Annotated in this window: 16 protein-coding genes, 2 tRNA genes and 4 pseudogenes; 14 read left to right on the forward strand and 8 right to left on the reverse strand. The window is 68.0% G+C overall.

The window, feature by feature from the left end; translation table 11 throughout:
- Positions 1–800: pseudogene (locus RUTHE_RS16485) on the forward strand (chromosome segregation protein SMC); the annotation flags it as partial.
- A 40-nt stretch (positions 801–840) separates the two neighbouring features.
- Here RUTHE_RS16485 and RUTHE_RS12255 read toward each other — a convergent pair.
- The 3 genes and pseudogenes from RUTHE_RS12255 to dapF all read right to left on the reverse strand — a co-directional run bounded on the left by RUTHE_RS12255 (position 841) and on the right by dapF (position 3,674).
- Positions 841–1,443 carry a glutathione S-transferase gene (locus RUTHE_RS12255; protein WP_021098752.1) on the reverse strand — a complete coding sequence of 201 codons (603 nt, stop codon included), beginning with the start codon at positions 1,441–1,443 and terminating at the stop codon, positions 841–843.
- 136 nt (positions 1,444–1,579) lie between these two features.
- Positions 1,580–2,853, reverse strand: a pseudogene (mtaB, locus tag RUTHE_RS12260) (tRNA (N(6)-L-threonylcarbamoyladenosine(37)-C(2))-methylthiotransferase MtaB).
- A complete protein-coding gene (gene dapF, locus RUTHE_RS12265; RefSeq protein WP_021098755.1) occupies positions 2,850–3,674 on the reverse strand; it encodes a diaminopimelate epimerase in 825 nt (274 codons plus the stop codon). Before dapF ends, mtaB begins: the two are co-directional and overlap by 4 nt.
- Positions 3,675–3,759: 85 nt before the next feature.
- On the opposite strand from dapF, the gene RUTHE_RS12270 reads away from it, so the two are divergent.
- A tRNA-Lys gene (locus tag RUTHE_RS12270) sits at positions 3,760–3,835 on the forward strand.
- A gap of 306 nt (positions 3,836–4,141) precedes the next feature.
- Here the strand turns inward: RUTHE_RS12270 and RUTHE_RS12275 are convergent.
- A tRNA-Met gene (locus tag RUTHE_RS12275) sits at positions 4,142–4,217 on the reverse strand.
- A 144-nt stretch (positions 4,218–4,361) separates the two neighbouring features.
- Between RUTHE_RS12275 and RUTHE_RS12280 the strand changes: the two genes are divergently transcribed.
- On the forward strand, positions 4,362–5,774 hold the full coding sequence (locus RUTHE_RS12280; protein WP_021098756.1) for an FAD-binding oxidoreductase: 1,413 nt from the start codon (positions 4,362–4,364) through the stop codon (positions 5,772–5,774).
- A gap of 47 nt (positions 5,775–5,821) precedes the next feature.
- Here RUTHE_RS12280 and hemC read toward each other — a convergent pair whose 3' ends face one another.
- Positions 5,822–6,742: a hydroxymethylbilane synthase gene (hemC, locus tag RUTHE_RS12285; protein WP_021098757.1), complete on the reverse strand. Its 921-nt coding sequence runs from the start codon at positions 6,740–6,742 to the stop codon at positions 5,822–5,824.
- A 218-nt stretch (positions 6,743–6,960) separates the two neighbouring features.
- On the opposite strand from hemC, the gene secE reads away from it, so the two are divergent.
- The 8 genes and pseudogenes from secE to rpoC all read left to right on the forward strand — a co-directional run bounded on the left by secE (position 6,961) and on the right by rpoC (position 19,060).
- The gene (secE, locus tag RUTHE_RS12290) at positions 6,961–7,158 is read left to right on the forward strand and encodes a preprotein translocase subunit SecE (protein WP_021098758.1); all 198 of its coding nucleotides are present in this window, start codon (positions 6,961–6,963) and stop codon (positions 7,156–7,158) included.
- Positions 7,159–7,314: 156 nt separating this feature from the next.
- Entirely contained in the window at positions 7,315–7,848 is a 534-nt protein-coding gene (gene nusG, locus RUTHE_RS12295; RefSeq protein WP_021098759.1) for a transcription termination/antitermination protein NusG, read from the forward strand.
- Between the two features lie 124 nt (positions 7,849–7,972).
- Positions 7,973–8,425, forward strand: a complete 453-nt coding sequence (gene rplK, locus RUTHE_RS12300; RefSeq protein WP_021098760.1) for a 50S ribosomal protein L11 — start codon at positions 7,973–7,975, stop codon at positions 8,423–8,425.
- A 3-nt stretch (positions 8,426–8,428) separates the two neighbouring features.
- Positions 8,429–9,130 carry a 50S ribosomal protein L1 gene (gene rplA, locus RUTHE_RS12305; RefSeq protein WP_021098761.1) on the forward strand — a complete coding sequence of 234 codons (702 nt, stop codon included), beginning with the start codon at positions 8,429–8,431 and terminating at the stop codon, positions 9,128–9,130.
- 245 nt (positions 9,131–9,375) lie between these two features.
- Positions 9,376–9,892 (forward strand): annotated as a pseudogene (rplJ, locus tag RUTHE_RS12310) (50S ribosomal protein L10).
- A 69-nt stretch (positions 9,893–9,961) separates the two neighbouring features.
- Positions 9,962–10,345 carry a 50S ribosomal protein L7/L12 gene (gene rplL / locus RUTHE_RS12315; RefSeq protein WP_021098763.1) on the forward strand — a complete coding sequence of 128 codons (384 nt, stop codon included), beginning with the start codon at positions 9,962–9,964 and terminating at the stop codon, positions 10,343–10,345.
- Between the two features lie 255 nt (positions 10,346–10,600).
- Positions 10,601–14,740, forward strand: a complete 4,140-nt coding sequence (gene rpoB / locus RUTHE_RS12320) for a DNA-directed RNA polymerase subunit beta (protein WP_021098765.1) — start codon at positions 10,601–10,603, stop codon at positions 14,738–14,740.
- A gap of 75 nt (positions 14,741–14,815) precedes the next feature.
- Entirely contained in the window at positions 14,816–19,060 is a 4,245-nt protein-coding gene (gene rpoC, locus RUTHE_RS12325; RefSeq protein ID WP_021098766.1) for a DNA-directed RNA polymerase subunit beta', read from the forward strand.
- A gap of 321 nt (positions 19,061–19,381) precedes the next feature.
- On the opposite strand, the gene RUTHE_RS17660 is transcribed toward rpoC, so the two are convergent.
- The 3 genes and pseudogenes from RUTHE_RS17660 to RUTHE_RS18405 form a co-directional block, all read right to left on the reverse strand.
- On the reverse strand, positions 19,382–19,768 hold the full coding sequence (locus tag RUTHE_RS17660; RefSeq protein WP_245542237.1) for a hypothetical protein: 387 nt from the start codon (positions 19,766–19,768) through the stop codon (positions 19,382–19,384).
- Positions 19,765–20,223, reverse strand: coding sequence for a hypothetical protein (locus tag RUTHE_RS17665; protein ID WP_021098768.1), 459 nt, complete (start codon positions 20,221–20,223; stop codon positions 19,765–19,767). The genes RUTHE_RS17660 and RUTHE_RS17665 overlap by 4 nt, the downstream gene beginning before the upstream one ends.
- Before the next feature lie 38 nt (positions 20,224–20,261).
- Positions 20,262–20,750: pseudogene (locus RUTHE_RS18405) on the reverse strand (hypothetical protein); the annotation flags it as partial.
- Between the two features lie 6 nt (positions 20,751–20,756).
- On the opposite strand from RUTHE_RS18405, the gene rpsL reads away from it, so the two are divergent.
- The 3 genes from rpsL to fusA are packed head-to-tail and all read left to right on the forward strand — an operon-like array spanning position 20,757 to position 23,738.
- Entirely contained in the window at positions 20,757–21,128 is a 372-nt protein-coding gene (gene rpsL, locus RUTHE_RS12335) for a 30S ribosomal protein S12 (protein WP_021098769.1), read from the forward strand.
- 11 nt (positions 21,129–21,139) lie between these two features.
- Positions 21,140–21,610 carry a 30S ribosomal protein S7 gene (gene rpsG, locus RUTHE_RS12340; RefSeq protein ID WP_021098770.1) on the forward strand — a complete coding sequence of 157 codons (471 nt, stop codon included), beginning with the start codon at positions 21,140–21,142 and terminating at the stop codon, positions 21,608–21,610.
- A gap of 10 nt (positions 21,611–21,620) precedes the next feature.
- Positions 21,621–23,738: an elongation factor G gene (gene fusA / locus RUTHE_RS12345; protein ID WP_021098771.1), complete on the forward strand. Its 2,118-nt coding sequence runs from the start codon at positions 21,621–21,623 to the stop codon at positions 23,736–23,738.
- The last annotated feature ends 131 nt before the right edge of the window (positions 23,739–23,869 follow it).

Below are 23,869 nucleotides of genomic sequence, written 5' to 3' on the forward strand. Positions count from 1 at the left end.
CGAGGCCGCCCGCGCGGCCGCCGCCGAACGTCTGGCCTCCGCCCTGCTGGCGCTGACCGAAGGCACCGGCGAGGGGCCGGCGGCGCTGCTCGACCGGCTGGGAGGGCGGCCCGAGGCCCTGCCGCGGGAAGAGGATCTGCGCGCGCGCATCGAGACGCTGCGGCGCAGGCGCGACAGCATCGGGGCCGTCAATCTGCGCGCCGAGGAGGATGCGCGGGCCCTTGCGGAAGAGGCGGAAACCCTGCAGCGCGAGGGCGCGGATCTGTCCGCGGCCGTGGCCGAGCTGCGGCGCGCCCTCCAGACCCTTAATCGCGAGGGACGCGAACGGATGCTTGCGGCCTTCGATCGGGTCAATGCCGAGTTCGGCCGCCTGTTCCGTCTTCTCTTTGGCGGGGGCGAGGCACGGATCGCCTTTGTCGAGGGGGACGATCCCCTCGAGGCCGGGGTGGAGATCATGGCACAGCCCCCCGGCAAGATGCTGGGGACGCTGTCGCTGCTGGTCGGGGGGGGAACAGACGCTGACGGCTCTTGCGCTCATCTTCGCGGTGTTCCTGGTCGCCCCGGCCCCGGTCTGCGTCCTCGATGAGGTGGATGCCCCGCTCGACGATGCGAATGTGGGCCGTTTCTGCGACCTTCTCGATGCCATGGCGCGGGACACGCAGACGCGCTTTCTCGTCATCACGCATCACGCGGTGACGATGGCCCGGATGGACCGCCTCTACGGGGTGACGATGGCCGAACGCGGGGTGAGCCAGCTGGTCAGCGTGGATCTGCGCGCGGCCGAAGCCATGGTGGCCTGAACGGGACAGGCCTGTCCGGCCGGCTCGCTGCCGGCCCCTGTCACTGCGGCCGCGTTGCTGCCAGGCTCGGCCTGTCGCGCAGCCGGGCCTCCCAGGCGGCAAGCCCCGGGCGGCCCTCGCGCCAGCAGCGCGCGTCATGGCGGAAGTCCAGATAGCCCAGGGCACAGGCCAGCGCGATCTGGGCCATGTCGAATGGCGCAGCGAGGTGGGACTGCCAGCGGCCCTCGATGCTGTCGAGGGCGCGGGCGATTTTCGACCACTGCGCCTCGATCCAGTCGGGAAAGCGGCGTTCCTCGGGGCGAAGGCGGATCTCGTAGGCCATCAGCAGGGCCGAATCGAGGATGCCCTCGGCCAGGGCCTCGAGCGTCAGGACCTCCCACAGGCGGGGCTCGGGATAGAGGCCCAGCGACCAGCGCGCATCGAGAAAGCGGCAGATCACGCGGCTGTCGAACAGGGCCGGCCCGTCCGGGCGGACCAGAACGGGGATACGCCCCGTCGGGTTGTAAGGCGGGATCGTCGGATCGGTGGCAAGGGCGCTGGTCTGCACGGCCAGCTCCTCGACCTCGGCCTCGCGTCCCGCCTCGCGGATCAGGACGCGCACCTTGCGCGCATAGGGAGAGAGGGGGGACATCAGCAGCTTCATCAGGCCGGCCTCGCTTCGTGCCATGGGGGCAGGGCCCATGCACCCACCCGACCGACCATTCCATGCAGCGGCGGGGGGTGTGAAGCCCCGATCCACCCTGCGGCTGCCCCCGTCCCGTGCTCCGCCCTCGTGAGAGTCAGGCGGCCAGAAGCCGTCCCCCCTCGATCCCGGCAATCCGCGCCTCGATCAGGGCGCCGGCGGGCTGATCGGCGGGCAGGATCACCTCGGCGAACTGTTCGGTGCGGCCGGTGCGCGGGGTCTCCATGAGGATCCGGAGGGTCTGTCCGATCCGGGATTCGAGATGGCGGCGGGCGGCCTGCTCTCCGGCCTCACGCAGGCGGGCGGCGCGTTCGCGGATGACGGGGGCCGGGACGGGGGGCATCCTGGCGGCGGGCGTGCCCTTGCGGGGGCTGAAGGGAAAGACATGGAGCCAGGTCAGCCCGCAGTCGTCGATCAGGTCCAGCGTGCCCTGGAACATGGTTTCTGTCTCGGTCGGAAAGCCGGCGATCAGATCGGCGCCGAAGACGATGTCGGGACGCAGGCGCCGGGCCTCCTCGCAGAAGCGGATGGCATCCTCCCGCAGATGGCGGCGTTTCATGCGCTTGAGCGTGAGATCATGCCCGGCTGCAGCGACAGATGCAGATGAGGCATCAGCCGCGGCTCGGTGGCCAGGGCTTCCATCAGCTTCGGGTCGGCCTCGATCGAATCGATCGAGGACAGGCGCAGGCGGGCGAGAGAGGGAACATGGCGCAGCACCTTGAGAACCAGATCCCCCAGGCGCGGCGTGCCCGGCAGATCGGCGCCCCAGCTGGTCAGGTCCACACCCGACAGGACGACCTCGGCAAAGCCGCGGTCGGCCAGACGGGCGACCTGATCGACCACGGCGCCGGCCGGGACGGAACGCGAATTGCCGCGCCCGAAGGGGATGATGCAGAAGGTGCAGCGATGGTCGCAACCGTTCTGGACCTGCACATAGGCGCGCGATCGTGTGCCGAAGCCATCGATGAGGTGGCTGGCGGTTTCGCGCACGGACATGATGTCGTCCACGATGACGCGTTCTGTCCGGCCGATGAAGTCGGGGGCCAGGCGGGCCCAGGCTTCGGGCCGCATCTTGTCCGCATTGCCGAGCACCAGCGACACTTCGGGCATCGCGGCAAAGGTCTCGGGTTCGGTCTGGGCGGCGCAGCCGGTCACCACGATCCGGGCGCCGGGATGCTCGCGCGCGAGGCGGCGGATCTCCTGTCGCGCCTTGCGCACGGCCTCGGCGGTCACCGCGCAGGTGTTGACCACCACGGCATCCCGCACGCCCGCCTGCGCGGCGAGCGTCTTCATCGCCTCGGTCTCCCAGAGGTTCAGGCGGCAGCCGAGCGTGGCGAAGACAGGTGCGCCGGGGCCGGGGGATGACGTCATGGGAACACCCCCGAATAGACATGGGCCGCAGGCCCCGAAAGCCAGATCCCGTCCTCTTCCCAGGAGGCGTGCAGTTCGCCGCCGTCGAGCACCAGCGTGGCCCGGCGTCCTGCAAGCCCCCGGCGATGGGCGGCCGCGAGCGCCGCACAGGACGAGGTGCCCGAGGCCGGCGTGATCCCGGCTCCGCGCTCCCAGACCCGCACACGCAGCCTGTCCAGGGCCAGGACCTGCACGAGCTGCACATTGGTCCTCTCGGGGAACAGGGGGTGATGCTCCGTCTGGGGGCCGAGGACGGACAGGTCCGGCGCTTCGGCGTCTGCGACCAGGAAGGTGCAGTGCGGGTTGCCCATCGAACAGGCGACGGGTTCGCCCGGCAGCGGCAGGCACAGGGTGTCCGCCTCGCGCGAGAGGGGGATCTCCTGCCAGCCGGTGCGGGGGTGACCCATGTTGACCGCTGTCCGGCCATCCTCGTCGCGCGCCTGCAGCAGGCCGCCCCCGGTGGCGATGGTCAGCCGATCGCGGCCTGTCCGGTCCATTTCGGCGCGGGCGATGCAGCGTGTGGCATTGCCGCAGGCGCCCGAGGTCGAACCATCGGCGTTCCAGAACAGGAGGCGGAAATCGGCCTGGTCGTCGTGCTCGATCACGGCCAGCTGGTCAAAGCCGACGCCCCGGCGGCGGTCCGCCCAGGCGCGCACCGATTCGGGCGCGGGCAGGACAGGACGCTCGCCGGGGGCATCCCGGGCGTCGATGACCATGAAATCGTTGCCGAGCCCGTGCATCTTCGCAAAGCGCAGGCCGGAGGGGAACAGGGTCCGGGACATCGCGCGCCGGACATAGCGCCGGACGGGTTCCGCTTCCAGTGCCCCCTTGACCCCGCCGCGCGACGGGCCTAGGTGGCCGGGCAGGGGGCCGTTAGCTCAGCTGGTAGAGCAACTGACTCTTAATCAGTAGGTCGCAGGTTCGAGACCTGCACGGCCCACCATCTTCACCCCCAGCATCACCCCATCGCGGGCCTCGCCCATCGCCGGCCTTGCCGAGGCCTTGTGCCCCCGCATCGGGACTCTGGAACCGCCCCGGGCGGCTCTTGGGGGCGGCCTCCATCGGGGAGCGGCCCTGTCGCATGCGCCGGACGATGTCGCCCTCCATGCCCCGGGAGGCCGTCGGATGGCGCCGGCAGGATGGGCCGTTTCCCCCCCGTATGGCCCTGGACGAGGGAGGGTCTGCCGCGATGCCTGACCGCGTGGCGGGATGGAACGATGGCAGGGGGTTCGGGGGCAGGGGGTTCGGGTGGTAGCGGAGGAGGGACTTGAACCCCCGACACGCGGATTATGATTCCGCTGCTCTACCAACTGAGCTACTCCGCCACGGGCCCGCACTTAAGGCCGCTCTCGGGCGGCGTCAACTGGGGGGCTTCCAGCTGCTGCCGATCCGGGGCAGGAGGAACGCGCGATGCGGCCTGCGCGGCAGCAGCAGCAGGGATCGGGGAAGATCAGGGAAGGCGTGGGGCAATGGCGGTTCTGGACGAGATCGCAGCGGTCGTGGGGGCGGGAAACCTGCTGGCCGGGCAGGATGCGGCCCCCTGGGCCGTGGACTGGACCGGGGCCTATCGGGGCGAGCCTCTCGCCGTCGCGCGGCCCGGTTCGACCGCCGAGGTGGCAGGGATCCTGTCGATCGCCCATCGTGCAGGCTTGCGCGTCGTTCCCGCGGGCGGGCGGACCGGGCTGACAGGGGCGACCCATGCGCCCGGCGCGCTTGTGCTCTCGCTCGACCGCATGGCTCGCATCCGTGCGATCCGGCCGGAGGCGCGCCTGGCCGTGGCAGAGGCAGGGGTTGTCCTCGCCACCCTGCATGCGGCAGCGGAAGAGGTGAACCTGCGCTTTCCGATGACCTTCGGTGCCCGGGGATCGGCCATGCTGGGCGGGGCGCTTTCGACCAATGCCGGGGGGTCGAACGTCCTGCGCTTCGGTCAGGCGCGCGATCTGGTGCTGGGGCTCGAGGTCGTGCTGGCCGATGGGCGGATCCTCGACCTGATGTCAGAGCTGCGCAAGGACAACACCGGCTATGCCCTGCGTCATCTGTTCATGGGCGCCGAAGGGACGCTGGGCGTCATCACCGCGGCAGCGGTGAAGCTTGTCCCCCGGCCGCGCGCCTTTGCCACCGCGATGGTCGCGGTTCCTTCGCTCCCGGCGGCGCTGACGCTCCTGCGGCGGCTCGATGAGGAGACGGGCGGCGGGGTCGAGGCCTTCGAATACATGCCCCGCCATTATGTGCAGACCCATCTGGCCCGCATCCCCGGCGCGCGCGAGCCCTTTGCCAGGGCCTATGAACACAATGTGATGATCGAGGCCGCCACGACCGTGGCGCGCGAGGCCGAGCCGGGACCGGACGGCACGATCCCCTTCGTCGAGGCGGTGGAGGCTGTCCTGGCCGGTGCAATGGAAGAGGGTCTCGTCCTCGATGCCGCAGTGGCGCGGTCCGAGGCCCAGCGGCGCGAGATCTGGGCGCGGCGCGAGGCCGCGGCCGAGATCACGCATGGCCGCCATCCCTTTGTCGATACGGATGTGGCGCTTCCGCTCGACCGGGTGGAGGATTTCCTGCGCGAGGTGCGGGCCGGCCTGAAGGCCCTGGATCCGGCGGCCGAGGATTTCGTCGTCGCCCATCTGGGCGACGGCAATGTGCATTATTCCGTCTATCCCACGCGCGATGACGAAGGGTTGATGGAGGCCATCCGGGCGATGGTGGATCGGACGGCGGTCGCCCTTGGCGGGTCCTTCTCGGCCGAACACGGGATCGGCCTGGCGAAGCGGTCCTCGATGGCGGCCCTCAAGGATCCGGTCGCCCTGGATGTCATGCGGGCGGTCAAGGCGGCGCTCGATCCTGCGGGCCTCTTGAACCCCGGCAAGGTGCTGCCCCCCGCCTGATGGCGCCCGCTCGACGGGGCCCGGCCGGCGGCCCTCAGCCGGCGGCCTCAGTCGAAGAAGCGGGGGCCGGCCTCGCGCAGCAGGCGGCAGGCCATGACGCGCCCCAGATCGGCGCCGTCATCGGCCGGTGCCGTGGCGTCGTCGGCCAGCACCAGACTGCCATCGGGGCGCAGGATCTCGCCGCGCAGGCGGATCCGGTCGCCGTCGAGCTCTGCCAGTCCGGCGATCGGGGTCTGGCAGGATCCGTCCAGGGCGGCGAGGAAGGCCCGTTCGGCCGCCAGCCGCAGGCCGGTCTCCCGGTCGTGGATCAGGGCCAGCATCTCGGCGGTCCGGCCGTCCCCGGTGCGGCGCTCCACGCCGATGGCGCCCTGAGCGATGGCCGGCAGCATCGATTCGGGCGGGATCGGCCGGGCCGGCACCCTGTCCGCAAGACCCAGCCGGCGCAGGCCGGCCAGCGCGAGGAAGGTGGCCTCGGCGACGCCCGCAGTCAGCTTGGACAGCCGTGTCTGCACATTGCCGCGGAAGTCCACGACGGTGAGATCGGGCCGACGGGCCAGAAGCTGGGCCCGGCGGCGCAGCGAGGATGTCCCCACGGTCGCGCCTTCGGGCAGATCGGCGGGACCGGCATGGCCGGTCAGGGTCACGAAGGCGTCGCGGGGATCCTCGCGCGGCAGGAGGCAGTCGATCACGAGGCCTTCGGGCTGGAGGACCGGCATGTCCTTCATCGAATGGACGGCGATGTCCACGGTTCCGGCCAGCAGGGCTTCCTCGATTTCCCTGGTGAACAGGCCCTTGCCGCCGATCTGGGACAGCGGGCGGTCCTGCACCGCATCGCCGGTGACGCGGATGACGACGATCTCGAACGCCTCCGGCGGCCAGCCGGTCGCCGCCATCAGGCGGTCGCGCACCTCATGGGCCTGCGCAAGGGCCAGAGGGGAACCGCGGGTGCCGATACGAAGGGTCTGCATGAGTGACCCTGTAGGCGGCGACAGGCCGTCCGGCAACGGGACAATGACCGGATCGTTAACACGGCCCTGGCGGGTCTTGCCGCGCTCCCCGCCCCTGTCCTCCCCGCCCCGTCATGGCGGCGTGATGCCGGCAGTCTTGACCCGCAGGGGGGGGTTGCGTATGCCCCCCCTCGCCCGGCCGGACCCTGCAGACCGGCCCCTGCGCAGGAGGCGCCCTCATGGCCGTCAATCCCATCGAGTTCATCCAGCAGACTCGGGCCGAGATCGCCAAGGTCGTCTGGCCCACCCGGCGCGAGGTCACGCTGACCACGGCGATGGTGCTGCTGCTTGCGGCGCTGGCGGCGGTGTTCTTCAGCCTGGTCGATCTGGCGATTCGCTGGGGCCTGACAGGGATCCTGTCCATCTTCGGCTCCTGATCGGCGTCCTCAGGGCTCTTGCATCCCCGCCCCCGGGGGGGTAAGGAACCGGGCTTTACGGGGACGGACGAGGGCGCGGCGATTCGCGGCCCCTGGTCCGTATTCTTGTCGCAGCAGGCGGGGGCGGCATCCCCGTGACGATGGGTGTGGGCGGACATGGCGAAGCGCTGGTATTCGGTCTCGGTCCTCTCGAATTTCGAGAAGAAGATCGCCGAGCAGATCCGCCAGAAGGCCAGGGAGCAGGGGCTCGAGGATCGGATCGACGAAGTCGTCGTGCCGACCGAGGAAGTCATCGAGATGCGCCGCGGCAAGAAGGTCACCAGCGAGCGCCGCTTCATGCCCGGCTATGTGCTGGTCCATATGGAGCTGACGAACGAGACGCAGCATCTCGTGACGTCGATCAACCGGGTGACCGGCTTTCTGGGGCCGCAGGGGCGGCCGGTGCCGATGCGCGACGAGGAGGTGAACGGGATCCTGCGTCGTGTCGCCGAGGGGCAGGAGGCGCCGCGCAACCTGATCCGCTTCGAGATCGGCGAGAAGGTGAAGGTCAATGACGGCCCGTTCGAGGATTTCGACGGCATCGTCGAGGGGGTGGATGACGAGCATCAGCGCCTCAAGGTGTCGGTGTCGATCTTCGGCCGGGCGACGCCGGTCGATCTGGAATTCTCTCAGGTGACAAAGCTCTCCTGAGGATCCCTGCGGGAGGGGAGGGGGCCGCGGTCCCTGACCCGTACCGCGCCACGAAAGGCCCCGGCGGCGCGCCGTGCGGGGAGATGGTCCGGGGCCCTGGGCCCCACAGACAAGGAAACGGCTCATGGCCAAGAAAGTCATCGGGTCGCTGAAGCTGCAGGTGAAGGCGCAGCAGGCGAATCCCTCTCCGCCGGTGGGTCCCGCGCTGGGTCAGCGCGGCATCAACATCATGGCCTTCGTCAAGGAGTTCAACGCGCGCACGGCCGACATCGAGGCCGGCTCGCCGGTGCCGGTGATCATCACCTATTACGCCGACAAGAGCTTCTCCCTCGAGCTCAAGACGCCGCCTGCCTCCTATCTGCTCAAGAAGGCGGCTGGGCTCAAGCCGGTGGGCAAGCGGAACCGTCCGAAGGGGTCGAGCAAGCCCGGCAAGGAGGTGGCGGGGACCGTCACCCTCGCCCAGGTGCGGCAGATCGCCGAGATGAAGATGAAGGATCTCAACGCGATCGATGTCGAGGCGGCGATGCGGACCATCCTGGGCTCGGCGAAGTCCATCGGGATCGAGGTGAAGGGCTGAGCGATGGCAAAGGTCGGCAAGAGAATCCGTGCAGCCCGCGCTGCCTTCGCCGGGAAGGAGAACCTTCCCCTGGAACAGGCGGTCGAGCTCGTGAAGGCGAATGCCTCGGCGAAGTTCGACGAGACGGTCGAGGTGGCCGTCAATCTCGGTGTGGATCCGCGCCATGCGGACCAGATGGTGCGCGGTAGCGTCACCCTTCCGAACGGCACCGGCAAGACGGTCCGCGTGGCCGTCTTCGCCCGTGGCGAGAAGGCCGATCAGGCCAGGGAGGCCGGGGCCGACATCGTGGGGGCCGAGGATCTCATGCAGGAGGTGATGGGTGGGCGGATCGATTTCGACCGCTGCATCGCCACGCCCGACATGATGCCGATCGTCGGCCGGCTGGGCAAGATCCTCGGGCCGCGCAACCTGATGCCGAATCCCAAGCTCGGCACCGTGACGACCGATGTGGCCGAGGCGGTGCGGGCGGCCAAGGGCGGTCAGGTGCAGTTCAAGGTCGAGAAGGCCGGGATCGTGCATGCGGGTGTCGGCAAGGTGAGCTTTGCCGCCGACAAGCTGGCCGAGAACATCCGGGCCTTTGTCGAGGCGGTCCAGCGGGCCAAGCCTGCGGGCGCCAAGGGCACCTATCTGAAGAAGGTTTCCATTGCCTCGACGATGGGGCCGGGCGTTTCCGTGGATGTGGCTTCGGCCACCGGCAACGCCTGAACCGAAATCCCCGCGGCGCGAGCGGCGGGGTGTGGCGGGGGGGGATTCCCTCCCGTCCTGTCCGAGACGGAGGGCAGGGGGCAACCCCGTTAAGTCCTTCCCGAGACGGGGCACGAGACCTGACTTTCCGAAAGGGGTTCCGCCCCTTCGGGCGATGGCTCGGGTTCCCGTAAGGACCCGAACGCGGGGCCCTTCCAGGGCCCTGCAGACTGAGCCGGGGGAAACCCCCAACTTGGAGAGGAACCGTGGATAGAGCCAAGAAGGAGAAGGTGGTCGAGGAACTCGGCCGGATCTTCGAAAGCTCTGGCGTCGTGGTGGTCGCCCGCTACGAAGGCATGACGGTTGCCCAGATGCAGGAGCTGCGCGCGCGTCTGCGCGAGGCGGGCGGCTCCCTGCGTGTGGCCAAGAACCGGCTCGCCAAGATCGCCCTGGAGGGGAAGCCGAGCGGCAGCATCGCCGGCCTCCTCTCGGGGATGACCGTGCTGGCCTATTCCGAAGACCCCGTGGCTGCGGCCAAGGTGGTCGATGCCTATGCCAAGACCAACGACAAGTTCGTGGTCCTGGGGGGGTGCGATGGGCGGCACGGCTCTCGACCCGGCCGGTGTCAAGGCCGTGGCAGGGATGCCGTCGCGCGAGGAGCTCATCGCTTCGGTCGTGGCGTGCATCGGTGCCCCGGCGGCGAATCTGGCGGGCGCGATCGGCGGGCCGGGCGCGGCCATCGCGGGCATCCTCAAGGCCCTCGAGGAGAAGGCGGCCGCCTGAGCGGCGGATGGCCCCGGGCCATGCGGGCCCGGGCTCTGGAACCCAACCTGAACGGAAAGACGGACCACAATGGCTGATCTCAACCAGCTGGCCGAGCAGATCGTCGGCCTCACGCTCCTCGAAGCCCAGGAGCTCAAGACCATCCTCAAGGAGAAGTATGGCATCGAACCGGCTGCCGGCGGCGCGGTGATGGTGGCGGCGGCTCCGGGTGCGGGCGCTGCGGCAGCCCCCGCCGAGGAGGAGAAGACCGAGTTCGACGTCGTCCTGAAGGACGCGGGCGCGAACAAGATCAACGTGATCAAGGAAGTGCGCGCGATCACGGGCCTTGGCCTCAAGGAGGCGAAGGATCTCGTGGAGGCGGGCGGCAAGGTCAAGGAGGGTGTCTCCAAGGCCGATGCCGAGGCCATCAAGAAGAAGCTCGAGGAAGCCGGCGCGAAGGTCGAGCTGGCCTGATCTTCGGCAGCGCCCCTTCGCGGGGCGGGGACATGGGGCTGGGGTTGCTGCAGGAGGGATCCTGCGCGGCCCCGGCCCGGCCGTTCCTGACGGGCACCCCTGCGGGGGTGTCCTTCCGGATCGGCCGGATGGATCGAGGGGCGGCCCGTGGGACGGCCGTCGCGGATGGATCCCCGGCGATTCCCCTGTGAGCGGACCTCCCGCCGCGGCCCCGGCGGCCGGGAGGACGCAGGCACATGAAGGGTGATGCGCCTCATGCCCCAGTCCGTTCTCGGCCAGAAGCGACTCCGCCGCAACTACGGCAAGATCCGGGAAGTCCTGGAGATGCCGAACCTCATCGAGGTCCAGAAGTCGTCCTACGACCTGTTCCTGCGCTCGGGCGATGGCGATACGCCCCGCGACGGCGAGGGCCTTCAGGGCGTCTTCCAGTCGGTCTTCCCGATCGAGGATTTCAACGGGACCGCGCGGCTCGAATTCGTCCGCTACGAGCTCGAGAAGCCCAAATACGACGTCGAGGAATGCCAGCGGCGCGACATGACCTATGCGGCGCCGCTGAAGGTCACGCTGCGCCTGATCGTCTTCGAGGTGGACGAGGTCACCGGCGCCCGGACCATCAAGAACTACAAGGACCAGGAGGTCTACATGGGCGACATGCCCCTGATGACCCCCACCGGCACCTTCATCATCAATGGCACCGAGCGCGTCATCGTCTCGCAGATGCACCGCTCGCCCGGCGTGTTCTTCGACCACGACAAGGGCAAGACGCATTCCAGCGGCAAGCTTCTCTTTGCCTGCCGGATCATTCCGTATCGCGGCTCCTGGCTCGATTTCGAGTTCGACGCCAAGGATCTGGTCTATGCCCGCATCGACCGGCGCCGGAAGATTCCGGTGACGACCCTGCTTTATGCGCTGGGTCTCGATCAGGAAGGGATCATGTCCGCCTTCTACGACAAGGTGGACTTCCGGCTCGAGCCGCGGACGCGGCAATGGGTGACGCGCTTCTTCCCCGAACGCGTGCGCGGCACCCGGCCGCCGCATGACCTCATCGATGCCGCCACCGGCGAGGTGATCGTCAAGGCCGGCGACAAGGTCACGCCGCGCATGGTCAAGAAGTTCATCGATGAAGGCAAGGTGACGGAGCTGCTCGTCCCCTTCCAGTCGATCCAGGGGCGCTATGTCGCCGAGGACATCATCGACGAGGAGACGGGGGCGATCTTCGTCGAGGCCGGGGACGAGCTGACCATGGAGCTCGACCGCGATGGCGAGCTGGTGGGCGGCACCGTCAAGCTGCTGCTCGATCAGGGGATCACGACGATCCCGGTGCTCGACATCGACAATGTCAATGTCGGTCCCTACATCCGCAACACCATGGCCGCGGACAAGACCATGAACCGCGAGACCGCGCTCATGGAGATCTACCGCGTCATGCGTCCCGGCGAGCCTCCGACCGTGGAGGCGGCCAGCGCGCTCTTCGACACCCTGTTCTTCGACAAGGAGCGCTATGACCTGTCCGCCGTCGGCCGGGTCAAGATGAACATGCGTCTGGCGCTGGACAAGCCCGACACGCAGCGCACGCTCGACCGCGAGGACATCGTGGCCTGCGTCAAGGCCCTGGTGGAGCTGCGCGACGGCAAGGGCGAGATCGACGACATCGACCATCTGGGCAATCGCCGGGTGCGGTCGGTCGGCGAGCTGATGGAGAACCAGTATCGCATCGGCCTCTTGCGCATGGAGCGGGCCATCAAGGAGCGGATGTCCTCGGTGGACATCGATACCGAGATGCCGCAGGCGCTCATCAACGCCAAGCCGGCAGCGGCGGCGGTGCGGGAGTTCTTCGGCTCCAGCCAGCTCAGCCAGTTCATGGACCAGACCAACCCGCTGTCGGAGATCACCAACAAGCGGCGTCTGTCGGCGCTGGGGCCCGGCGGTCTGACGCGCGAGCGGGCGGGCTTCGAGGTGCGCGACGTGCACCCCACCCATTACGGCCGCATGTGCCCGATCGAGACCCCGGAAGGCCCGAATATCGGGCTCATCAACAGCCTCGCAACTTACGCGCGGGTCAACAAGTACGGCTTCATCGAGACGCCCTACCGGCGGGTGCGCAACGGCAAGGTCACCGACGAGGTGGTCTACATGTCCGCCACCGAGGAGATGCGCCACACCATCGCGCAGGCCAATGCCGAGCTGACCGAGGACGGGATGCTGGCCAACGAGCTGGTCAATGCCCGGCAGGGCGGGGAATATCTTCTGGCCCCGCGCGAGCAGGTGGACCTGATCGATGTGAGCCCCAAGCAGCTTGTGTCGGTCGCGGCGGCGCTCATTCCCTTCCTCGAGAATGACGACGCCAACCGCGCGCTCATGGGTTCGAACATGCAGCGTCAGGCGGTGCCGCTGCTCCAGGCCGAGGCCCCGCTTGTGGGCACCGGCATGGAGGCGAAGGTCGCGCTCGATTCCGGGGCGGCGATCGTGGCGCGGCGTGCCGGCGTCATCGACCAGGTGGATGCCCAGCGCATCGTCGTCCGGGCGACCGAGGATTTGGCCGTGGGCGATCCGGGCGTTGATATCTACCGTCTGCGCAAGTTCCAGCGCTCCAATCAGAACACCTGCATCAACCAGCGGCCGCTGGTGAAGGTGGGCGATGTCGTGAAGAAGGGTGAGGTCATCGCCGACGGTCCCTCGACCGACCGGGGCGAGCTCGCCCTCGGCAAGAATGTGATCGTCGCCTTCATGCCGTGGAACGGCTACAACTACGAGGACTCGATCCTCATCAGCGAGCGGATCGTCCGCGACGACGTCTTCACCTCGATCCATATCGAGGAGTTCGAGGTGGCCGCGCGCGACACCAAGCTCGGTCCCGAGGAGATCACCCGCGACATCCCGAATGTCGGCGAGGAGGCGCTGCGCAACCTCGACGAGGCGGGGATCGTCTATATCGGTGCGGAGGTCGGCCCCGGCGACATCCTGGTGGGCAAGATCACCCCCAAGGGCGAATCCCCCATGACGCCGGAGGAGAAGCTGCTGCGCGCGATCTTCGGCGAGAAGGCCTCGGATGTGCGCGACACCTCGCTGCGGCTGCCGCCGGGCGACTACGGCACCGTGGTCGAGGTGCGGGTCTTCAACCGGCATGGCGTGGAGAAGGACGAACGCGCGCTCCAGATCGAGCGCGAGGAGGTCGAACGCCTCGCCCGCGACCGCGATGACGAGCTCGCGATCCTCGAGCGCAACATCTATGCGCGGCTGAGGGCGTTGCTGCTCGGCAAGACGGCGGTCAAGGGGCCCAAGGGCTTCAAGGCCAATTCCACCATCACCGAGGAGACGCTGAACCAGATCGGCCGCGGGGCCTGGTGGCAGTTCGCCCTGGCCGAGGAGGAGGATGCCCGCATCCTCGAGGCGCTGCACGAACAGTACGAGGTGCAGAAGCGTACGCTCGAGGCGCGCTTCGAGGACAAGGTGGAGAAGGTCCGCCGCGGGGATGACCTGCCGCCGGGCGTGATGAAGATGGTCAAGGTCTTCGTGGCGGTGAAGCGCAAGATCCAGCCCGGCGACAAGATGGCGGGCCGGCATGGCAACAAGGGCGTCATCTCCCGCGTCGTGCCGATCGAGGACATGCCCTTCCTGGCCGATGGCACCCCGGTGGATTTCTGCCTCAACCCGCTCGGCGTGCCCTCGCGCATGAATGTCGGTCAGATCCTCGAGACCCATATGGGTTGGGCGGCGCATGGCCTTGGCCTGAAGATCGACGAAGCGCTGGCCGAATACCGCCGCTCGGGCGACCTGACGCCGGTGCGCGAGGCGGTGCGCCTCGCCTATGGCGAGGAGGCCTATCAGGAGGCCTTCGCCGCCATGGAGGAGGGCGAGCTGATCGAGCGCGCCGAGATGGTCACCCGCGGGGTGCCGATCGCGACGCCCGTCTTCGACGGCGCCAAGGAGGCGGATGTCAATGATGCGCTGATCCGCGCCGGCTTTGACGTGTCGGGGCAGACCTGGCTCTATGACGGGCGCACGGGCGAACGTTTCGCCCGGCCCGTCACCGTGGGCGTCAAGTATCTGCTCAAGCTCCATCACCTCGTGGACGACAAGATCCACGCCCGTTCGACCGGCCCCTACTCCCTCGTCACCCAGCAGCCGCTGGGCGGCAAGGCGCAGTTCGGCGGCCAGCGCTTCGGCGAGATGGAGGTCTGGGCGCTGGAGGCCTATGGCGCGGCCTACACGCTGCAGGAGATGCTGACCGTCAAGTCGGACGACGTGGCCGGCCGCACCAAGGTCTACGAAGCCATCGTCAAGGGCGAGGACAACTTCGAGGCGGGCGTCCCCGAATCCTTCAACGTGCTCGTCAAGGAAGTGCGCGGCCTTGGCCTCAACATGGAGCTCCTGGACGCGGAGGCGGAGGACTAACCCCCCGCCCGCCCTCCGGGACGGCCCCCCGCCGGGGCCGTCCGTGTCCCCCCATTTCCCCCGAAAGGGAACGCGATGAACCAGGAACTGACCAACAACCCGTTCAACCCGCTGACGCCGGCCAAGGCCTTTGACGAGATCCGCATCTCGCTGGCCAGTCCGGAGCGGATCCTCAGCTGGTCCTACGGCGAAATCAAGAAGCCCGAGACGATCAACTACCGCACCTTCAAGCCGGAGCGGGACGGGCTGTTCTGCGCGCGCATCTTCGGTCCGATCAAGGACTACGAATGCCTGTGCGGCAAGTACAAGCGCATGAAGTATCGCGGCGTCGTCTGCGAGAAATGCGGCGTGGAGGTGACGCTCCAGAAGGTGCGGCGCGAGCGGATGGGCCATATCGAGCTGGCCGCCCCCGTCGCCCATATCTGGTTCCTCAAGTCGCTGCCCTCGCGCATCGGGCTGATGCTCGACATGACGCTGCGCGACCTCGAACGCATCCTCTACTTCGAGAACTATGTCGTCACCGAACCGGGGCTGACCGATCTGCGCTACGGGCAGCTCCTGACCGAGGAAGAGTATCTCGACGCACAGGATCAGTACGGCGCGGATGCCTTCCAGGCCAATATCGGGGCCGAGGCCATCCGCGAGATGCTGGCGGCGATCGACCTCGAGGCCGAGGCCGAACGGCTGCGCGCCGAGCTCAAGGAAGCCACGGGCGAGCTCAAGCCCAAGAAGATCATCAAGCGCCTGAAGATCGTCGAGCATTTCATCGAATCCGGCAACCGCCCGGAATGGATGGTGATGACGGTCATCCCCGTCATCCCGCCCGAGCTGCGCCCGCTGGTGCCGCTCGACGGAGGGCGCTTTGCCACCTCGGATCTCAACGACCTCTACCGCCGGGTCATCAACCGCAACAACCGCCTCAAGCGGCTGATCGAGCTGCGCGCGCCCGACATCATCGTGCGCAACGAGAAGCGGATGCTCCAGGAATCGGTCGATGCGCTGTTCGACAACGGCCGCCGCGGCCGGGTCATCACCGGGGCCAACAAGCGGCCGCTCAAGTCGCTTTCGGACATGCTCAAGGGCAAGCAGGGCCGGTTCCGTCAGAACCTGCTCGGCAAGCGGGTGGACTTCTCGGGCCGGTCGGTGATCGTGACGGGCCCCGAACTCAAGCTCCACCAGTGCGGCCTGCCCAAGAAGATGGCGCTCGAGCTCTTCAAGCCCTTCATCTACAGCCGCCTCGAGGCGAAGGGCCTGTCCTCGACCGTCAAGCAGGCCAAGAAGCTGGTGGAGAAGGAGCGGCCGGAGGTCTGGGACATCCTCGACGAGGTGATCCGCGAGCATCCCATCCTGCTCAACCGCGCGCCGACGCTGCACCGCCTCGGCATCCAGGCCTTCGAGCCGATCCTGATCGAGGGCAAGGCGATCCAGCTCCATCCGCTGGTCTGCGCGGCCTTCAACGCCGATTTCGACGGCGACCAGATGGCCGTGCATGTCCCGCTCTCGCTCGAGGCGCAGCTCGAGGCGCGGGTGCTGATGATGAGCACCAACAACGTGCTGTCCCCTGCCAATGGCAGCCCGATCATCGTGCCGTCGCAGGACATGGTGCTCGGCCTCTACTACACGACCATCGAGCGCGAGGGCATGCCCGGCGAGGGGATGGTGTTCCGCGACATCGACGAGGTCGAACAGGCGCTGGCCGCCGGCGTGGTGCATCTGCATGCCAAGATCACCGCGCGCATCAAGCAGATCGACGAGGACGGGCAGGAAGTCTGGCAGCGGGTGCAGACCACGCCGGGCCGGCTGCGGCTGGGCGCGCTCCTGCCGCTCAATGCCAAGGCGCCCTTCAGCCTTGTCAACCGCCTCCTGCGCAAGAAGGAGGTGCAGCAGGTCATCGATACGGTCTACCGCTACTGCGGGCAGAAGGAATCGGTGATCTTCTGCGACCAGATCATGGCGGCCGGCTTCCGCGAGGCCTTCAAGGCCGGGATCAGCTTCGGCAAGGACGACATGGTGGTGCCCGAGGCCAAGTGGCGGCTCGTGGAGGAGACCCGCGAGCAGGTCAAGGACTTCGAGCAGCAGTACATGGACGGCCTGATCACCCAGGGCGAGAAGTACAACAAGGTCGTGGACGCCTGGTCGAAGTGCAACGACAAGGTCACCGCCGCCATGATGGAGGCGATCGCCGCGACCGGCCGCGACGAGAACGGGGCCGAACGCGAGCCGAACTCGATCTACATGATGGCCCATTCGGGTGCCCGCGGCTCCACCACGCAGATGAAGCAGCTGGGCGGCATGCGCGGGCTGATGTCCAAGCCCTCGGGCGAGATCATCGAGACGCCGATCATCTCGAACTTCAAGGAAGGCCTCACGGTGCTCGAGTACTTCAACTCGACCCACGGGGCGCGCAAGGGCCTGTCGGACACGGCGCTCAAGACCGCCAATTCGGGTTACCTCACCCGGCGTCTGGTGGATGTGGCGCAGGACTGCATCATCCGCATCCAGGACTGCGGCACCGACCGGGCGATCACCGCGACGGCGGCCGTCAATGACGGCGAGGTGGTGTCCTCCCTTGCCGAGCGGGTCCTGGGCCGCGTCGCGGCCGAGGATGTGCTGCGCCCCGGCAGCGACGAGCTGCTGGTCGCCGCGGGCGAGCTGATCGACGAGCGCAAGGCCGACCTGATCGAGAGCGCCGGCATCTCGCGCATGCGGATCCGCAGCCCGCTGACCTGCGAGGCCGAGGATGGCGTCTGTGCCATGTGCTATGGGCGCGACCTGGCGCGCGGCACGCTGGTCAATATCGGCGAGGCGGTGGGCATCATCGCCGCCCAGTCGATCGGCGAGCCGGGCACCCAGCTCACCATGCGCACCTTCCACATCGGCGGCGTGGCCCAGGGCGGGCAGCAGAGCTTCCTCGATGCCTCGCAGCCGGGGATCATCCAGTTCCGCAACGCCAATCTGCTGACCAATGCGGCGGGCGAACAGATCGTCATGGGCCGCAACATGGTCCTGGCGATCCTGGACGAGCAGGGGCAGGAACGCGCGCAGCACAAGGTGGGCTACGGCTCCAAGGTCTTCGTCCGCGAGGGCGAACGCGTGGAGCGGGGGACCAAGCTCTTCGAATGGGACCCCTACACCCTGCCCATCATCGCCGAGAAGAGCGGCATCGTCCGCTTTGCCGACCTGATCGCGGGCATCTCCGTCAAGGAGGAGACCGACGACGCCACGGGCATGAGCCAGCGCATCGTCACCGACTGGCGCTCCGTGCCCAAGGGGGGCGATCTCAAGCCCGAGATCCTGATCCTGGGCGAGGATGGCGAGCCGCTGCGCAACGAGGCGGGCAATCTGGTCAGCTATCCGATGTCGGTGGACGCGATCCTGTCGGTCGAGGACGGCCAGCGGATCGAGGCCGGCGATGTGGTCGCGCGCATCCCGCGCGAGGGCGCCAAGACCAAGGACATCACCGGCGGTCTGCCGCGGGTGGCCGAATTGTTCGAAGCCCGCCGGCCCAAGGACCATGCCATCATCGCCGAGATCGACGGCTATGTCCGCTTCGGCAAGGACTACAAGAACAAGCGCCGGATCACCATCGAGCCGCTGGATGAAACCCAGGAGAAGCGCGAATACCTGATCCCCAAGGGCAAGCATATCCCCGTGCAGGAGGGCGACCTCGTCCGCAAGGGGGACTACCTGATGGACGGCAACCCGGCGCCGCACGACATCCTGGCGATCCTGGGGGTCGAGGCTCTGGCCGACTACATGGTCAACGAGGTGCAGGAGGTCTACCGCCTCCAGGGCGTGAAGATCAACGACAAGCACATCGAGGTCATCGTCCGCCAGATGCTCCAGAAATGGGAGATCCAGGATTCGGGCGACACGACCCTGCTCAAGGGCGAGACCGTCGACAAGATCGAGTTCGACGAGGCCAATGCCAAGGCCATCGCGCGGGGCGGCCGGCCGGCGACGGGCGAGCCGATCCTTCTGGGTATCACCAAGGCCAGCCTGCAGACACGCAGCTTCATCTCGGCCGCGTCCTTCCAGGAAACGACCCGGGTGCTGACCGAAGCCGCCGTGCAGGGCAAGCGCGACAAGCTTCTGGGCCTGAAGGAGAACGTCATCGTCGGCCGTCTGATTCCGGCCGGCACGGGCGGGGCCATCGCCCGCATCCGCAAGATTGCGGCCGAGCGGGACGACAAGCTCATCGAGCAGCGGCGCGAGGATGCCAGCGCCGCCGCCGCCCTGGCGGCGCCGGCGGCCCGGGATCAGGCGACCGGCAGCCCCGGCGGGGTCATCCTGGCCGAAGAGCCCGACAGCCGCGACTGACGGCGGCCGCGGCGCAGGCGGCCCGACCAGGCCCGCTTCCAGGCCATGCGGGGGGCCCCCGGCAGCGGGGGCCCCTTTGCATGGGGCGGGATGGATGGGGGCACAGGGCATGGGCGGCTTCCGGTCTCGGGTCGTGACGGGGGCAGCCTGCCTCAGGGGGGTTAACAAATGGTTCGCGCAACGCGCGCCGGGTGTTGCGCGAATAAACCTCTGATTGAACTGAAGAATCAGTGGGCCGGTTAACAAATCGTAAAGGCAACGGGCTTCTGCAGGGCCGCATCCGGGGGGCGGATCCGTGCCTGACAAGTCCGATCCGGAGCGCTAGGGGGCGGCGCGGTCGGCCTCGGCCCGGTGATGCTGCCAGCGGGGATCCGCGGCGGGGTTGCGCCCCTGATGGCGGCAGAGACGCTCGACGTAATCGAGGCAGCACAGATGATGCAGGTGTCGCACGCCGGGCAGGGCCATGGCCGCCTGCCAGACGGGATCGAATCGCCCGGCGAAGGCGAGGGCCGTGCGGTCTGTCACGTCGTTGCGGTTGCGCATCCGGTAGTAGTGATCGGTATAGCGGTCCTTGAGGGCAGAGGCCGATGGCGTGCCGCGCTTGAGGGCAAAGCTCTCATCCTCGCGGATGGCATAGTGATGGAGACGGGCGCCCTCATGGCGGATGTCCTCGGGTTCGGTGAAGCGGATCGGGGGCGGGTCGGTCACGAATCGGGCGATGGGGCGCAGGGACCCGTCCACCATGGCGCCGGGGCGCGTCTCGGCCCCGCTGCGGGCATCGGTCGCGTCGAAGCCGTGGGGGGCATGGTCCGACAGATGCCGCCAGCGGGCCGGATCGCGGAAGAGTGTCTTGAAAAGACGTTGATCCTGCGGCCGGGAAGGCCGCGCGTGACGAAGCGCCGATGCGTCAGCCCGTCCTTCCAGAACCGCGCGCCACCATTGCCGAAGCACAGCCAGTGCACGCAGATGCCCAGCACCTCCGCCGGCACATCGGCGAGAAACCCTGCCAGCGTGCCGTCGCCGCGGAGGGGCAGGAGGAACTCGTCCACATCGCAGATGAACATCCATTCGGCCCAGGCCAGGGCGGGGTGGCCCCGGATGGCGCGATAGGCCGATGTCTTGGGCGGCTGGGCGGGGCGGGGCGGTGTTCCACCGTTTCGCACCAGCCGGCCCGCTCCAGGGCGGCGAGCAGGGCGGGCGAATGGTCGGTGCAGTCGTTGTGGGCGATCAGGATGCGTCCGAAGCCCAGCATCCGCTGCCAGGCGATCCATTCGACAAGGAAGGGGCCTTCGTCGCGGATGGCAGCGAAGCAGAGGCTGCGGAGGGCGGGAGCGGACATGGCCCGGCCATCCCTGCACGGGCGGGGGCCTGCCGTCCAGTGGCCGGCGCGCGCGGCGAGCTGTCGGCGAGGTGTCGGCGGCGGGGTGCTGTTGACACATCCCGGGGATTCCCCTATGTCGCGCGCACTCCGGGGGGAGGGGTGCGTCCTGCGCGCTGCGCCCGTCGGGGTGCCGAAGGGATGCGTGGTCACGATCCGGGCCGGCAAGGCCCCGATCCTCTGGGACCCACCGCATCGTTCCGCAGGTGGCGGGAACGATGCGGGTTTTTTGTGCTTCCGCGGGTGCCGCGGGGCAAGGAGATGCGGACCCCCTTCAGGGGCCCGCGGCACAGTAGGTAGGAACGGGAACATAGGCTCATGCCGACGATCCAGCAGCTGATCCGGAAGCCCCGGCAGCCTCAAGTCAAGCGGTCGAAGTCGCAGCACCTCGAGGGCTGCCCGCAGAAGCGCGGCGTCTGCACCCGCGTCTACACGACCACGCCGAAGAAGCCGAACTCGGCCATGCGGAAGGTCGCCAAGGTCCGGCTGACCAACAGCTACGAGGTCATCAGCTACATCCCCGGCGAGAGCCACAACCTCCAGGAGCATTCGGTCGTGCTGATCCGCGGGGGCCGCGTCAAGGACCTTCCGGGCGTGCGCTACCACATCCTGCGCGGCGTGCTCGACACGCAGGGGGTCAAGAACCGCAAGCAGCGCCGCTCCAAGTACGGCGCGAAGCGTCCGAAGTGAGGATTGGATAGATGTCCCGCCGTCACGCCGCCGAAAAGCGCGAGATCCTGCCCGACGCCAAGTATGGCGACCGGGTGGTGAGCAAGTTCATGAACAACCTGATGGTGGACGGCAAGAAGTCCGTCGCCGAGCGCATCGTCTATTCCGCCTTCGACCGCATCCGTGCCCGTCTGCGCCGGGAGCCGGTCGAGGCCTTCCACGAGGCGCTGGACAATGTGAAGCCGGCTGTCGAGGTCCGCTCGCGCCGGGTGGGTGGTGCCACCTATCAGGTGCCTGTCGAGGTCCGTCCCGAGCGCCGTGAGGCGCTGGCGATCCGCTGGCTCATCGATGCGGCCCGCAAGCGCAACGAGCACACCATGGAAGAGCGCCTGGCGGCCGAGCTGCTCGATGCTGTCAACGGCCGCGGCGCCGCCGTGAAGAAGCGCGAGGATACCCACAAGATGGCCGACGCCAACAAGGCGTTCAGCCACTACCGCTGGTGAGGATCGGACGATGGCCCGCGAATATCCGCTGAACCTCTACCGCAATTTCGGCATCATGGCCCACATCGATGCCGGCAAGACGACGACGACCGAGCGTATCCTCTACTACACCGGCAAGTCCCACAAGATCGGCGAGGTGCATGACGGCGCCGCGACGATGGACTGGATGGAGCAGGAGCAGGAGCGGGGCATCACCATCACCTCGGCTGCCACCACGACCTTCTGGACCCGTTCCAACGATCCCGGCAAGGGCGAGGGGGAGCGTCACCGCTTCAACATCATCGACACGCCCGGCCACGTCGATTTCACCATCGAGGTGGAGCGCAGCCTGGCCGTGCTCGACGGGGCCGTGGCGCTTCTGGATGCCAATGCCGGCGTCGAGCCCCAGACCGAGACGGTCTGGCGTCAGGCCGACCGCTACAAGGTGCCGCGCATCGTCTTTGTCAACAAGATGGACAAGATCGGCGCCGATTTCTTCAACTGCGTGCGGATGATCAAGGACCGCACCGGTGCCACCCCTGCGCCCATCGCTCTGCCCATCGGGGCCGAGGACAAGTTCGAGGGCATCGTCGATCTCGTGACGATGGAGGAGTGGACCTGGACGGGTGAGGATCTGGGCGCCTCCTGGACGCGTCAGCCGATCCGCGAGGAGCTGCAGTCCCTGGCGGCCGAATGGCGCGGCAAGCTCATCGAGCTGGCCGTGGAGCAGGACGATGCGGCGATGGAGGCCTATCTGGAGGGCAACGAGCCCGATGTGGCGACGCTGCGCAAGCTGATCCGCAAGGGCTGCCTGAGCATGGCCTTCGTGCCCGTCACCGCCGGGTCGGCCTTCAAGAACAAGGGCGTCCAGCCGCTGCTCAATGCCGTCATCGACTATCTGCCGAGCCCGCTCGACGTGCCGGCCTATGTCGGATTCGCCCCCGGCGACGAGACGGAGACGCGCAACATCGAGCGCCATCCGTCGGATGACGAGCCGTTCTCGGCGCTGGCCTTCAAGATCATGAACGACCCCTTCGTGGGTTCGCTCACCTTCACGCGCATCTATTCGGGCACGCTCAAGAAGGGCGATGCCATGCTCAACTCGACCAAGGGCAAGCGCGAGCGCGTGGGCCGCATGATGATGATGCATGCGATCCAGCGCGAGGAGATCGAGGAGGCCTTCGCCGGCGACATCATCGCCCTGGCCGGTCTCAAGGAGACGACCACGGGCGACACGCTCTGCGATCCCAACAAGCCGGTCGTTCTCGAGACGATGACCTTCCCCGAGCCGGTGATCGAGATCGCGGTGGAGCCGAAGACCAAGGCCGACCAGGAGAAGATGGCCGCGGCCCTGGCGCGTCTGGCTGCCGAGGATCCCTCCTTCCGCGTCGAGACGGATCTCGAATCCGGTCAGACGATCATGAAGGGCATGGGCGAGCTGCATCTCGACATCCTGGTCGACCGCATGCGCCGGGAATTCAAGGTCGAGGCGAATATCGGCGCGCCGCAGGTGGCCTATCGCGAGACCATCACCATGCCGGTCACGCACACCTACACCCACAAGAAGCAGACCGGCGGATCGGGCCAGTTCGCCGAGGTGAAGCTCGAGATCGAGCCGACCCAGCCCGGCGAGGGCTTCTCCTTCGAGAGCCGCATCGTCGGCGGTGCGGTGCCCAAGGAATACATCCCCGGCGTCGAGAAGGGCATCAAGTCGGTGATGGATTCGGGGCCGCTGGCCGGATTCCCGGTGATCGACATCAAAGTGGCGCTGGTGGACGGCAAGTTCCACGATGTGGACTCGAGCGTCCTGGCCTTCGAGATCGCGGCGCGGATGTGCATGCGCGAAGGCCTCAAGAAGGCGGGGGCCCGGCTGCTCGAGCCGATCATGAAGGTCGAGGTGGTGACGCCCGAGGAATACACGGGCGGCATCATCGGCGACCTGACGAGCCGCCGGGGCATGGTGCAGGGGCAGGACACGCGCGGCAACGCGAATGTCATCAACGCCTTCGTGCCGCTGGCTAACATGTTCGGCTACATCAACACGCTGCGGTCGATGTCCTCGGGCCGGGCGCAGTTCACGATGCAGTTCAACCATTACGAGCCGGTGCCCGAGAACATCTCTCAGGAGATCCAGAAGAAATACGCCTGACGCGGCGGGGCGGGGGTGACCCCGCCCGGCCTCCTACCGGACGGGCGGGTTTCCCGCCGCCATCCACGACTCGAGAGGAACACGGAAATGGCGAAGGCCAAGTTCGAGCGCACGAAGCCGCATGTGAACAT

This window comes from Rubellimicrobium thermophilum DSM 16684 (assembly GCF_000442315.1).
In the GTDB taxonomy this organism is placed as follows: domain Bacteria; phylum Pseudomonadota; class Alphaproteobacteria; order Rhodobacterales; family Rhodobacteraceae; genus Rubellimicrobium; species Rubellimicrobium thermophilum.